General features: G+C 42.5%; 11 protein-coding genes. 3 read left to right on the forward strand and 8 right to left on the reverse strand.

The features are described from left to right. Window positions 1–283: 283 nt before the first annotated feature. The 3 genes from YWE_RS0124745 to YWE_RS31605 form a co-directional block, all read right to left on the reverse strand. On the reverse strand, window positions 284–475 hold the full coding sequence (locus YWE_RS0124745; protein WP_029096856.1) for a hypothetical protein: 192 nt from the start codon (window positions 473–475) through the stop codon (window positions 284–286). Window positions 476–591: 116 nt separating this feature from the next. After that, window positions 592–1083, reverse strand: coding sequence for a hypothetical protein (locus YWE_RS0124750; protein ID WP_029096857.1), 492 nt, complete (start codon window positions 1081–1083; stop codon window positions 592–594). 101 nt (window positions 1084–1184) lie between these two features. After that, the gene (locus YWE_RS31605; protein ID WP_071605937.1) at window positions 1185–1298 is read right to left on the reverse strand and encodes an SWIM zinc finger family protein; all 114 of its coding nucleotides are present in this window, start codon (window positions 1296–1298) and stop codon (window positions 1185–1187) included. Window positions 1299–1899: 601 nt separating this feature from the next. Here YWE_RS31605 and YWE_RS0124760 point away from each other — a divergent pair. Both YWE_RS0124760 and YWE_RS0124765 read left to right on the forward strand, forming a co-directional pair. After that, complete coding sequence (locus YWE_RS0124760; RefSeq protein WP_029096858.1) at window positions 1900–3090, forward strand: M20 metallopeptidase family protein; 1191 nt, start codon at window positions 1900–1902, stop codon at window positions 3088–3090. 54 nt (window positions 3091–3144) lie between these two features. Continuing rightward, entirely contained in the window at window positions 3145–4500 is a 1356-nt protein-coding gene (locus YWE_RS0124765; protein ID WP_029096859.1) for a glycoside-pentoside-hexuronide (GPH):cation symporter, read from the forward strand. Window positions 4501–4850: 350 nt separating this feature from the next. Here YWE_RS0124765 and YWE_RS0124770 read toward each other — a convergent pair whose 3' ends face one another. From YWE_RS0124770 to guaB, 5 genes are all read right to left on the reverse strand, one after another. Continuing rightward, a complete protein-coding gene (locus YWE_RS0124770) occupies window positions 4851–6194 on the reverse strand; it encodes an SWIM zinc finger family protein (RefSeq protein WP_029096860.1) in 1344 nt (447 codons plus the stop codon). A 1-nt stretch (window position 6195) separates the two neighbouring features. After that, window positions 6196–8901: a DUF6493 family protein gene (locus YWE_RS0124775; protein WP_036017084.1), complete on the reverse strand. Its 2706-nt coding sequence runs from the start codon at window positions 8899–8901 to the stop codon at window positions 6196–6198. A gap of 215 nt (window positions 8902–9116) precedes the next feature. Beyond that, window positions 9117–9449, reverse strand: a complete 333-nt coding sequence (locus YWE_RS0124780) for a hypothetical protein (RefSeq protein WP_029096862.1) — start codon at window positions 9447–9449, stop codon at window positions 9117–9119. A gap of 101 nt (window positions 9450–9550) precedes the next feature. Continuing rightward, entirely contained in the window at window positions 9551–11128 is a 1578-nt protein-coding gene (gene guaA, locus YWE_RS0124785) for a glutamine-hydrolyzing GMP synthase (protein ID WP_029096863.1), read from the reverse strand. Window positions 11129–11293: 165 nt separating this feature from the next. Then, on the reverse strand, window positions 11294–12757 hold the full coding sequence (gene guaB, locus YWE_RS0124790) for an IMP dehydrogenase (protein ID WP_029096864.1): 1464 nt from the start codon (window positions 12755–12757) through the stop codon (window positions 11294–11296). A 169-nt stretch (window positions 12758–12926) separates the two neighbouring features. On the opposite strand from guaB, the gene xseA reads away from it, so the two are divergent. Continuing rightward, on the forward strand, window positions 12927–14282 hold the full coding sequence (gene xseA / locus YWE_RS0124795; RefSeq protein WP_029096865.1) for an exodeoxyribonuclease VII large subunit: 1356 nt from the start codon (window positions 12927–12929) through the stop codon (window positions 14280–14282). Window positions 14283–14343: the final 61 nt, after the last annotated feature.

Genomic DNA, 14343 nt, shown 5'->3' on the forward strand with positions numbered 1-14343 from the left:
AACCCTGTCGTCTACAAGTCAATTCCCTTCCCTCTTTCCCCGCTGATGGATGAACAAGTACACCAGCTCCCCTATCCGGACGGTACGGTGGTGGAGTACGATCCTCGCTCCGGTGTATTAAAAGCCACCGGTATCAAAACCGCATTTTGTGAACCTGAATCGCCGCCGCTGGCGCACCACGCGCTTTTATCTTGTCACAATACTCACGTAAGAGAGGGCATTATCTCTGACAGCAGCTTGCGTCCCCATACCGGCGTGATGTCTCTGTCGATAGTGCTTTGCTTCATGCCCCTTGTGCAACTAACCAGCGGGTCAATTCATCAGGTATCTGAAACAGGCTTAAAGCCGTCCGTTTACCGGAACCACCTCGGGCATCCAGTTCACAGGTATCATAAACCGCTTTCAAGGCGGCAATATCAGCGGCTTCTATTAAGTCGTTGATATTCTTTGGTAGCATCTTTTTCTTCTTGGCCATTGTATAAATTTCCTCTAACAACCATAGATTGGAAACCGAAGTATTAAGCTTATTGACCTAATCTTTAGCATAAAAATGCGACAAGTAACGCTATCTTCTGGAAAATGCCTGTTTAATCACGTTTGAAATATAAGGAATACGCTACTTTTTGAAATTGAGTACCCTATATAGGTTATGGCATAACAGCCGGTTCCAACGGCCAGTCCGCCTAAAGGAACAAACCAAGCAGATACATTCGCGGAATGGTTTACAACCAGCGCGACGATAGAACCTAGAGTAACCAGCAGAGATAGCAACATCGCCACAGTCACGAAGGCGACGACAAAGGTGCTCATTTCAAAATTACCGTTCAAAACGATCTTATTATCAATGGATTCAAAACGACCGGTAAAATTTAAGCTAAATGAATTCCTAACGTTAGGAGTCACTTTTTTAAGTACTACATTATTTTCAGAGACCTGCCCCACAACGCTGGTTTCTGCCGGAATTTGCAATAGTCGGCGTTGGGTGATGCCATTATTCAATCGTTCTAATGAAGTCGATAGGTCAAAACGACTGTCAAAACTGATAGGAATAGGGGTATAGATAAAACTCAAAAATTTAAACATATAAGCATCCTTTGCTTAAAATTCTATAGGCATCAATGGGATTAGTACTGGTGCTAGCTATCGATTAGGACACGATGGTGCTATTTTTTAACGTAACACAATCAAACCATGACCATTTTCTTCACCGCCAATACGTGTTTACAAGGCCCCCTAGCCCCCTGATGCTTACCATACCACTCACAGGTACAACGCTGATTATTACCATCAAATATCACTGTGTGCAAAACGCGACTACCTTCAACTCTGGCTCTCCCGTCCTAAGATATTCTAAATAATTTCAACTTTATTACCAACAATCAGCTTGTTCACACCTTTAGGCGTGGATTTAGCACCATAATACGGCTGATTTTGAAGAGGAACCATTGATAGAAAAAACTTTATCGTTCAGACTAAAGCCAAATAGCCCCATCGCAGATAATTACGCTCAATACCTGGGAGCAATATAAATTAAATCATATTTATATATCATCGATATATAAGTCAAACACAAAGTTACTTATGTTACTGTCTCATAATAATACTAATAAGCAGTAAGGGTAAAAATAACATGACTGATAGATGATTTATTACCAAAGAAATAAAACCATGGTTAAATATTTTTTATTTCATTACTAATGCATATTAATTAGCTAATTTTGCCGACAACATCACATTAATAAAAAATCATAACCTGCTTGTAAGATTTAGTAATACGCCAACTCATCATAAATTTGTTAAAACACCTCAAGCATCTCCAATTATTTATTAGATGGCAGCATTTAATATAAATAAGCCATTCATCTGCATTGATATTAAAATAATATAAGGGAGTATTATATGTCTAATTTTATTACCATTATCAATCAATCTGTAAAACAGATATATCCTCAGGTAGTTCAATGGCGTAGGCATCTTCATCAATATCCCGAATTATCCGGTCAAGAGTTTAAAACTGCTAATTTTATCTACCAGATTTTAACCGAGCTAAATTGTTTTGAGTTACAACGCCCCACAGAAACGTCCGTTATTGCTATTTTAAAAAGCCATAGGCCGGGCAAAACCATTGCATTAAGAGCCGATATTGATGCCTTGCCGGTTAAGGAAGAGAGTGATAGTCAATTTAAATCTCAACATCCTGGCATTATGCATGCGTGTGCCCATGACGGCCACACCGCAGCCCTGTTAGGTATTGCCTGTATTCTGGCTCAGTATCAACATCTAATAACAGGGACAATTAAGCTAATATTTCAACACGAAGAAGAAATTGGTACCGGAGCGCTTGAACTAATTGAACATGGCATTTTGGAGGGTTTGGATTACCTGTTTGGCGCTCATATTTGGTCACCGCTAGAGCTTGGGAAAATTGGTATTTGTTATGGTCCAATGATGGCCGCAGGTGATTTTTTTACCATTACCATCACGGGAAAAAGTGGCCATGCAGCAATCCCACAAGAAGCCATTGATCCCGTCATTATCGGAGCTGAATTAGTCTTAGCTCTACAAACTATTATCTCTCGTAAAATTAATCCGATTCGTACAGGATTAATCTCCGTCACCCGCTTTTTATCCGATTCTGCCTATAACGTCATCCCAGAAAAAGTCACTCTCGGCGGTACTCTACGCTCTTTAGATATGGAGACCATGAATCAAATCTATGACGAAATTGAAAAATTAAGTATTCAAATAGCCCATATGCATAGTGCAACTGCAACAGTGTGCTTTGAGCAGCGCCATAACTCAGCCCCTCTTTATAATAATCCTGAGGCCACGAAACTGGTCGAAGAGGCACTCACTGAGGGGATGGGTGCCAAACATTGTCAATACACCGATCCAACGCTAGCTGGTGAAGATTTTTCTCAATATACCAAACAGGGTATACCCGCCTGTTTTCTATTTATTGGTACCCGCTCGCCGGGTGCCGATTACCCCCATCATCACGCTAAATTCAATATCAATGAGGAGTCAATGCAATATTCGATGAAAGCGTTTCTTAATATTATAAGAAAAATCATGATAGAGGAGAAATAAGCTTTCTAAAGTAAAACTAAAAATAATAATTTGTTGATATAGGAGATTTTATCAATGACAGCTAAAGATCAGAAAATCCCTTTATTTGAAAAAATCAGTTATGGATTAGGCGATACCGCCTGTAATTTAGTCTATATTGTGGTAACGACCTATTTAACCTATTACTTCACTGATGTATATGGTATTAGCCTTGGGGCTGTCGGTATATTAATGCTAGCAGTCCGCTTTTTAGATATGATTGATAGCCCTATTCTTGGTATGTTAATTGATAAAACAAATACCCGCTGGGGAAAATCACGTCCATGGATATTATGGTTTTGTATTCCCTTTGCTGCCGCTTGCGTTATGTTATTCTGGGGGCCCGATCTAAGCCCGTCAGGAAAAATGATTTATGCCTTCACGGCCTATATTTTAGTCAGCGTATTGTATTCGGCAGTCAATAACCCTTTATCAACTATTTTACCCAGCTTAACCAATGACCAACAGGAAAGAACCGTCGCCAATACGTTTAGGATGTTAGGTGGCCAATTTGGTGGGCTTGTTGTCAATTTAACCCTTTTACCTTTAGTTGCTTTCTTTGGCGCTGGGGATATGCAAAAAGGCTTCTTTGCCACAATTTGTTTATATGCCATTGTCGCCGTTGCGCTATTACTTATTACTTTTTTTAATACCAAAGAGCGTGTTCATACTGATTCAAGCCAAAAATCACTGCCACTAAAAGAGGGGATAAAAGCGATTAAAGGCAATACCCCTTGGTTTATGGCGCTGCTATTAACAATTTTCTGTTATATCTGTTATACCCAACGCTCTACTGCGGCTATTTACTATGTGACTTACTATATCGGTCAACCTGAGCTTGTCCCGATTGTAAATTCATTAGCTATGTGCAGCATCTTAGGTTTATTTATGGTGCCATTTTTAACCAAGCGATTTGATAAGCGCTGGGTTATTTTAGTTGGCTTTAGCGTATTTGCTCTGGGTCAGCTGATCATCTACCTTGGCGATAAAAATATTGCACTGATCTATTTTGGTACCGTATTCGGCGCAATAGGCAAAGGGTTTACCTCCGGTTTATTATTCGTTCTTATCGCTGATACCGTTGATTTTGGTGAATGGAAATCAGGTATCCGAGCCCAAGGGCTATTGGTATCGACGGCCGCAGGAATTGGTATAAAACTTGGAGCAGGCCTTGGTGGAGCTATACCTATGTGGGTTATGGCGGCCGGCGGTTACGTCGCGAATCAGCCTCAGACTGAGGCTTCAATGGATGCCATTATTGCCAGCTATATCTGGATCCCTATCGCCTTTGCTCTAGTCTGCGTTTTGATTCTATTTTTCTTTAAATATGAAAAACCCTTTAATGAAATCATTGACGACCTGAATAAACGCCATAAATTAAGCAATAACTGAGCACTGTAATATACGGTTATACTAAATAGATATGTTTAATTCACACACAAAACCCAGTTAATCAATTGATTAAGCTGGGTTTTACTAGCTTATTCAGAAGCATGCCCCACCACACCGGTTTCTACCGGTATTTGGAATAGTCTCTTTTGGCTGATGTTATTATTCGATCGTTCTAATCAAGTCGGTAGATCAAAATGGCTGTCAAAACTCATTGGAATTGGGGTATAGATAAAAATCAAAGAATTGAACATAAAGCATCCTTTGCTTAAAACTCTATTGGCCTAAGTTGAATCAGTACTGGTAGTCGCCTCAATTAGGAGAAAATAGCGATATTTATTAATCTAGCATAATCAAACCATGACTATTTTCTTCACCGCCAATACGTGTTTACAAGGCCCCCTAGCCCCCTGATGCTTACCATACCACTCACAGGTACAACGCTGATTATTACCATCAAATATCACTGTGTGAAAAATACCACTACCTTCAACCCGGGCTTCTATCCGTCCTAAAGTATTCTGAATAATTTCAACTTTATTACCAGCAATCAGTTTTTCCGCACCTTTTAAACGCGGATTTAACTGCATGATACGACTGATTTTGAAGGGGAGCTGTCGATAGAAAAAAACATTATCATTCAGATCAAAGCCTAATAGTCCCATAGCCGCTAATTGCGCAGATACATTCTCTGTTTTACTTAAATAGAGACTTTCTTTAATAGTAAAAAGTGAAGGATCAAAAGTCTGATTGGCATAGGCATTCTGTTCAAAAATATCCATCCACCCTTGAGAAACGTTATCAATAAGCGCATCTAACGTCGCACCTTCTCCTGAGAAACCTCGCCAAGGATCTCTGGACAATGACAGGCTAAATCTCAGGCTACCAAAACTGAATTGCCAGGTCGTCGCCTGCATCTCTGAATGGGCAAAAACTTGTAGCTGTTTTATAAATGGTAATAATGGCTCCAGCAATCTCAATCGATGTAGCCCCCCCAGACAAATCGCCCCTTCTGATTTCATCGGTGAAAAAAGTGGCGTATTGCCTTTAATAACTAAAAAATAATCCGTTTTTACTTGCCCTTTTGGCATTGACCTAAACAGCTGTTGGGTTTGAATTTTATTGAACGTATGACTTATTTCTGATTGCGATAGATAGATTTGTACCGAACTTAGGCCTTTAATCCACTTAACCGGCAGAGGTACTTTTCGCTCAACGACAGTCTTACCTTCAACGTCCAGCCCCACCTCTTTCTGCCCAATAGAAAGCATCACGTTTTCATTGTTCTGAATGCTGCTTAACGCCGTTAGCATCGGCTGATTAAAATCAACGTTCGTTGTCCCGTTAGCCAAAAACTCACCGTCTAGTGCATCAGCTAATAGGTCAACCCGGGCATAAACTCCGGCGCAATGGGAAAAGCCCTCAAACCGTACACAGCTATTGCCAGCGGTAACAATAGGATCTTTTAACAGCGCCAATTGGAAAGGTGAAAGATTAAAACTTGATTTAACAACGTTTGATAAAGCGACCAAACATCGCGCCATCGTAAACGGTTCTTTCACTCTGCCCAGAAAAAAACAGGGCACATCGGTACTTTTCTGAATCTCACTGTATTGAGATAAAAAAAGCGCTTCTGAGCCATTATCTTTAAGCAAGGCTGATGGTGCTAAATAGTTATAGGTTAATAGATCATCCATCTTATTGAATTCTCGCCTTTAAATCATCATGAAGCATGACTAGCTTTTTATAATTGGCAATATTAGTCTCTGACAGGTGAGATAATATATTAGAGACTATCACCTCCAACGCTTTATTTTGGTCGGGATTCACTCCAACCAGCGTTTGAGACGCTAAGTCAGTAAAGCGTTTTAACGGCGCCCACTCTTCTTTTTCCAACGTTCCGATAATATCGCCAATTAACTGATTGTTGACGGGTGAATATTGGCCTAATTTATCAATCCAAATTTCACCGGCTAGCGTTCGTATTGTTTTATCACCGTGCAACATACTTAATGCAATCAGCAGATACGACGTATCAGTTAACGGAAAAGGCAATTGATAAATTGTTTGCAACACCTCTGAAATCGCTTTGACTTCTTTTATATCAGAGCATTCAAACTTTGAGGATATAAACCGCCTCAGAATAATATCGGGAACATAAGGACAGCTAAAAATACGCCGTCTATTATCTGCAGACCACTCGAAAGAACTATAACTGTAGCTCGCACACATATATTGGTAAAACAGAGGACTATCTACCTTAAGTGAATAATCGGCAATATCAATACGTAGCTTTTTGGTAAAAATATCCTTACTTTCATTATTCAAAATACTCACATTCTGTTTTCTGCAATTTATCTGCCAAGGCAATATTTGAGTCATAAGCTCAATAGGGATATTGTTAGTTTCTAATAGAGAACAACCCATATTAAAGGCCGTTTCATCAGGGCTATAGCTATAGCGAGTAATGACAGCGGCTAATTTCCAGTCCTTATTGGCAGCCTTATCAAGGCAACCTGCATCACCTGAAAGTAAATAACTCAGTAATAACGGAGCATCGCCCTTAAGAGTTTTCAATACCGGCTTCAGCTTATCGAGATCTGCATCCAATGCACAGCGCTGTAGCGCTAGCTGTAAATCAAAGCTGCTGGGTTCAACGTTTTGTTGTTGATAAAGATATAGTCTTTCCGCTAAGACCATGGGATCAATAAAGCACGGTAAATGAGTTGGCGTTGATAACAGTGGTAACCTTGAGTTATTACTCAGTTGTTCTAACACGTATGAAAATATATCCATATATGGGATATATTTTTCCATCTTCGACGTTTTCCAGTTCTCGGGGCTGAAAGTAATATGCTTATATTTATCGGCTAATTTTTGCAGATTTCTCGTTTGCTCCGGGTAACGCTCGATCAAGCGACGCCCGTATTCTAAGAAGAAAGCGGCTGATATTCGGTCTAAAAATCCAATGGTTGAATTCCATATATCAATTGTTTTGTAAGCCTGTAAGAAAGCGGGTTCCAGCTGTTGAACCGTATCTTCGTTAATCTGTCCGGAAAATTGTAAAAGATAGGTGGGCAACTGATCAAAATGATAGGGTTCTGCGTTAAAAAATACCTGACCTAAAAGAAAAACAAAATCATCCCAGGTGCTAATTTCAGGAATACGGTTATCTTCCCTAATCAGTTCGATTCTTATCCGTTCTTTTTCTTTATAGACAGAGGATTCAGCAACTACTGCCGGTATCTCAAGAAAGTCTTTTAATAAAAGGCGGGTATCCATCAAAAGATTATCAATATAATCACAGATATTCGCTATAAGGTTCTGGTCCGCAGGGTTTGCATATTTAACAATAAGCTTGGCCGCTTTCGTTTGCAAAGATTGGTCTTTACTCAAGAATGTATTAGGTAGCAGTACCGCAATATCATCAGCCAACTCAGGAGATCGCTTTGCTAAACTATCGGCTATCATCAAGGTGTTATTTACAATACCTTTGGTTTCATAAGATAACAATAACGGCATGTACGCAATAAACTCACCGGCACTAAATTTTGGCTGAGCGTTTATTTTTTTAATCATACTCAGCGCAACGTTTATCGGTTTGCTTTGTGGACAGTGAAACACAGAAAATAGCTCATTCTGCAAATGGATACATTCTTCAACAGTTGGCTCAAGAGCAACAAACAAATCGGCATACCAATTGGTCTGATTTTTATCAAAATTGCGGTTTACGGACAGCAGACATTCCTTCAGCACCTGCATCCGATTTATTAGTTTATTATTAATAATTTTCTTAAAAATATATATCCACTTTCGGTCATCCGCATCTATAGGCTTATTCTCTTTTGGCGACCAATAGTCCGACCATGAAATAGTATTAGGATATTGGAAAATAAACCAGATATGCTTATCTAAAATAAAAGGATATTTTTCCAGACAACTCACATCCAATACCATTTTTTGGGCGATTAATTCAGGAACAACGTCTAACAAATAACCTTTAGCTATCCAATCAGCCAAGCTTTCATATTGAATAGGTATATATTCCTGATTAGATAACTCATTAACATATTGATTAAACCATTCCGGTTGATACCACGATAAAATATTATCAATCTGCTTATCGGCAGGCAATAAATGAGGCTTTATTAACTTACGATCAGCTTTTCCGTAGCATACAAACATCGCAATGCTTAACATATTGAGCTGTTCTCTTGTGCCAGCATATCCCCAAATTCTTCTGCTCAATTCACGGGTAGTGTATAAACGCTTTATATCTTGTTTAATCGAAGGTATTAGCGCTCTTCTGTCCTCAGCATTCAACTTCTTAAAAAAGGAAACCAGCTGTTCCCCATTACCCAACTCAATAATTTCAGAGTATTTTTTCTTATGATCCAATTCCATTTGATATTTACCTTAATTACTGACTTTATTTGCTAATATTAATAATTATCTATTTTACACAATTAACCATGCGTTGTGGTTGTGCCACATCACGCTATAGCAAGCCTTGTATGTAGCGCGTTACTGAATTCAGGCATGTCCTCTTCGGTTATCCATCAATGGCTACTTTTCGTTGTCTGCCCTTTCCCTCACGAAACCATCGCACCTTGTTAATTTCACTTAATTGTCTGAAAACTCTCATCCCACAATTTCAGCCTCTTAACGCCAGCGATAAGCTTTTCGAATTCTTCCTCAGACATATCAGCCACCTCAAAGATCAACACATGAAACCATGGATTAGCATGGCTGCTGTCAATGTCGATCCGACAACCACGTTCAATATCTTCGATGCCACAAATTTCACCCAGGGTATATACCAGTTCATCACCGGCATCATCGAAATTACCATGGCCGTATATGCTTTCGATTTGGGACAGAGGGATATAGATTGTGCGCCAATGCTGTGTGCCGAGTTGCGACAAATATTTGCTCTTAGAAGCTTTTATCATTCAGATAACTCGCCAATGATGTGACACAAATAAAAAAACCCAGATAATCCATCGATTAATCTGGGCATGATATCAACTAGCCTTTTATGGGAACTAGGGTCTTATTCCCACTCAATCGTCGCCGGTGGTTTACCGCTAATATCATAAACCACACGAGAAATACCGTTCACTTCGTTAATGATCCGGTTAGAAACACGGCCTAAGAAGTCATACGGTAAATGAGCCCAATGCGCGGTCATAAAGTCGATAGTCTCGACTGCGCGCAGTGAAACAACCCAGTCATACTTACGGCCATCGCCCATTACGCCAACGGAACGCACCGGCAAGAATACGGTGAACGCCTGACTGACTTTATTATACAGATCGGCTTTATGCAGCTCTTCAATAAAGATCGCATCAGCACGGCGCAGTAAGTCGCAATACTCTTTCTTCACTTCACCCAGAACGCGAACCCCTAAACCCGGGCCCGGGAACGGATGGCGATACAGCATGTCGTACGGCAGGCCTAGCTCCAGACCAATCTTACGCACTTCGTCTTTAAACAGCTCTTTTAATGGCTCAACCAGGCCCATCTTCATTTCAGCCGGTAAGCCACCAACGTTATGGTGAGATTTAATCACATGAGCTTTACCGGTTGCAGAAGCAGCAGACTCGATAACATCAGGATAAATCGTGCCCTGAGCCAGCCACTTAACGTTAGTCTGCTTAGTTGCCTGCTCATCAAAGACTTCAACAAAAACCCGACCGATAGTTTTACGCTTAGCTTCAGGCTCATCAATGCCGGCTAAAGCACTCAGAAAGCGCTGTTCAGCTTCAACATGAATAATGTTCAGACCAAAGCGATCGCCGAACATCTCCATCACTTGGTTTGCTTCATTCAGGCGCAGTAGGCCATTATCAACAAACACGCAGGTCAGGCGGTTACCGATAGCACGGTGTAATAGCATGGCGGTAACCGAAGAGTCGACACCACCAGACAAACCAAGAATGACCTGATCTTCACCCACCTGCTCGCGAATGCGCTCAATAGCATCATCAATAATCGTAGCCGGGGTCCAAAGGGCTTCACATCCGCAGATATCAAGCACAAAGCGCTTTAACAGGTTTAACCCCTGATGGGTATGGGTAACTTCCGGGTGGAACTGTATGCCATAGAAGTGTTTGTCTTCGTTGGCCATAATGGCAAACGGACAGGTATCGGTGCGGGCAATGGTTTTAAAACCGGCCGGAATAGCCGTCACTTTATCACCATGACTCATCCAGACGTCAAGCTGAGGTTTGCCTTCAGCAGATAGCGCGTCCTGAATATCACGGACAAACTCGCTTTGTTCAACGATATCAACTTTAGCATAGCCAAACTCACGCTCAGTTGACCCCTGAACCTGACCGCCAAGCTGTACGGCCATGGTTTGCATACCATAGCAAATACCTAATACAGGAATGCCGGCATTGAATACATATTCCGGTGCGCGCGGGCTTCCGGCTTCAGTGGTGCTTTCAGGGCTACCGGAAAGAATAATACCGGTTGGTTGGAATTCACGAATTTGAGCTTCGCTCACGTCCCATGCCCATAGTTCACAATAAACACCGATTTCACGTACTCGGCGGGCAATTAATTGGGTGTATTGAGAACCAAAATCCAGAATTAGGATACGATGCTTATGGATGTTTTTTGACATGAATAGCTTTCCAAAAACTGTAGTGGGGGATCTGAGCACAGACCCGACTGGGAATTTTTCGGTATTATAACTGCGTTGGCAAAGATTACGAGAGCTGAATCTGTTACTCAGACTCTCGTATCTTATCGATATTGCAAATATGGCTGATTTCAGAGGCTATCTGAATTAGCCCATACGGTAATTCGGTGATTCTTTAGTAATGGTCACATCGTGCACGTGGCTTTCCTGAATACCGGCACCGGTAATACGAACAAACTCAGCCTTGGTACGCAGATCGTCGATGGTCGGACAGCCGGTCAAGCCCATACATGAACGTAATCCGCCCATTTGCTGATGAATAATAACCTTCAGCAGGCCCTTATAAGCCACACGGCCTTCAATACCTTCAGGAACTAATTTATCTGCCGCGTTATCAGTCTGGAAATAACGGTCTGACGAACCTTTGGACATTGCACCTAAAGACCCCATTCCGCGGTATGACTTAAATGAACGACCTTGATACAGCTCAATTTCACCCGGAGATTCTTCAGTACCGGCTAACATTGAACCAACCATAACGCAGGAGGCACCGGCAGCGATGGCTTTAGCGATATCACCGGAAAAACGGATACCACCGTCGGCAATGACCGGAATACCTAAATGGCCTACAGCATCAACCGCATCAGCGATTGCCGTAATTTGCGGTACGCCTACGCCGGTAACAATACGGGTAGTACAGATAGAACCCGGGCCGATACCAACTTTAACCGCATTCACACCGGCTTCAACTAACGCCAGAGCGCCGGCAGAGGTGGCGACGTTACCACCAATAATTTGCAGGTCAGGATAGGCGGCGCGAGTTTCACGAATACGCTGTAAAACGCCTTCGGAGTGACCGTGAGAAGAGTCAATCAGTAACACATCAACACCAGCTTCAACCAGCGCAGCAACGCGCTCTTCATTGCCGCCACCGGCACCGACAGCAGCACCAACGCGCAAACGACCGTGTTCATCCTTACAGGCATTCGGTTTGCGTTCTGCTTTTTGAAAGTCTTTAACCGTGATCATGCCGCACAGATGGAACTGATCATCAATAACCAGCGCTTTCTCTACGCGTTTTTCATGCATTTTCTGGAATACAACTTCACGGGTTTCACCCTCTTTTACCGTCACCAGATTTGCTTTCTGGGTCATCAGCGCGCTGACAGGTAAATCAAGATCGGTGACGAAACGTACGTCACGGCCGGTAATAATACCAACCAGCTCGTTATTTTCGCCAACCACCGGATAACCGGCAAAACCGTTAATCACCGCCAGTTCTTTAACTTCACGAACGGTAGTGTCAGGCGTCACGGTAATAGGATCGGTTACGATGCCGCTTTCATGTCTTTTCACCCGGCGAACTTCTTCAGCCTGGCGTTCAATCGACATATTTTTGTGGATAAAACCGATTCCACCTTCCTGAGCCAGAGCAATAGCTAAACTGGCCTCAGTTACGGTGTCCATCGCTGCTGAAAGCATAGGAATATTTAAACGAATTGTTGAGGTCAACATCGTCGATAATTCAGCAGTATTTGGTAGCACGGACGAGTGGGCAGGAACTAATAGAACATCATCAAATGTTAGGGCTTCTTTAGCGATACGTAGCATGGCAATATCTCACCGACAGTGGGTTGGAAACAGATAAAATATTGCAGTGGCATTATACAGAGCCATGCCCCTTGCCGCCACTCATTTTTAAAAATAATACTTGATTAGCCTGTACACCTATGTAGTATCGAAAGATTAAGTCTTTGTTTTAGAGTTTGATCTCCGTCACATGTCACTACCTACATCACCACCAATTTTTACTGTAAGCCGCCTTAATCAGACGGTCCGCCAACTGTTGGAAATGGAAATGGGTCAGATATGGCTTTCGGCCGAAATATCAAACTTATCCCAGCCCTCTTCCGGCCACTGGTATTTCACCCTGAAAGATGACCGAGCTCAGGTTCGCTGCGCTATGTTTCGTACTGCTAACCGAAAAACCACCTTCCAACCTCAAAATGGCCAGCAGGTTTTAGTTCGGGCAACCATAACGCTGTATGAACCACGCGGTGACTATCAGATTATTGCTGAAAGTATGCAACCGGCCGGAGACGGCCTGCTACAACAGCGCTTTGAGCAGCTAAAACAAAGATTGTCTGATGAAGGGTTATTCGACCAGCAGCGCAAGCGCCCTCTCCCTTCTCCGGCGGCCTGTATCGGAGTAATTACATCAAAATCCGGTGCGGCACTACATGACATTTTGCAGATTCTTCGCCGTCGCGACCCTTCACTGCCGGTCATTATCTATCCGACCGCCGTTCAGGGCACCGATGCCATTATGCAGATAGTCAAAGCCATTGAGCTGGCTAATCAACGTAATGAATGCGATGTATTAATCGTTGGCCGAGGCGGAGGGTCGTTAGAAGACCTGTGGTGTTTTAACGAAGAGCTGGTCATCAGAGCCATCTTTAACAGTAAAATTCCGATAGTCAGCGCCGTCGGCCATGAAACTGATGTGACCATTGCTGACTTTGTTGCCGACCTTCGGGCACCTACGCCGTCGGCCGCGGCTGAAATGGTCAGCCGTAATCAGGTCGAACTGGTACGCCGCTTACAAACCCAGCAACAGCGTTTAGAAATGGCGATGGACTACTATCTTTCTCGTCAGCATCAAATCATTAACCGTTTAGACAGTCGGTTACAGCAGCAACACCCCCAACTACGCCTGTCACGCCAGCAAACTGCACTGTTAAAATTACACAATCGACTGGAAGATGGCATTCAAACCCAGCTACGGCTAAAGAGTCGCCAATCTGAACGCTTACAACAGCGTTTAATCCAGACTCAGCCACAGGCACGTGTTCATCGTTACCAGCAGTTGCTTCAGCAGCGCCAATATCAGCTTCAGCAAGCCTTAGAACGCCAGATGAATGCGGCTAAACAGCGCTTTAGCATTAGCTATTCACAGCTAGAAGCCGTTAGCCCGTTAGCCACGCTGGCCAGAGGCTATAGCGTCACCAGTGCGCCGGACGGAAGCGCGCTGAAAAAGACCAAACAGGTTAAAGTCGGTGATGTGTTAAAAACCCGCCTGAGCGACGGATGGGTAGAAAGCAGCGTCAGCAATATCAAAAAATCCGCACAGCTTTAGTCATACAAAAAAAGCGAACCGTTGAATAAAAACGGTTCGCTCGATCAACAGAACATTCAAC

Origin of the sequence: Budvicia aquatica DSM 5075 = ATCC 35567 (assembly GCF_000427805.1) — a bacterium.
Taxonomy (GTDB): Bacteria; Pseudomonadota; Gammaproteobacteria; order Enterobacterales; family Enterobacteriaceae; genus Budvicia; species Budvicia aquatica.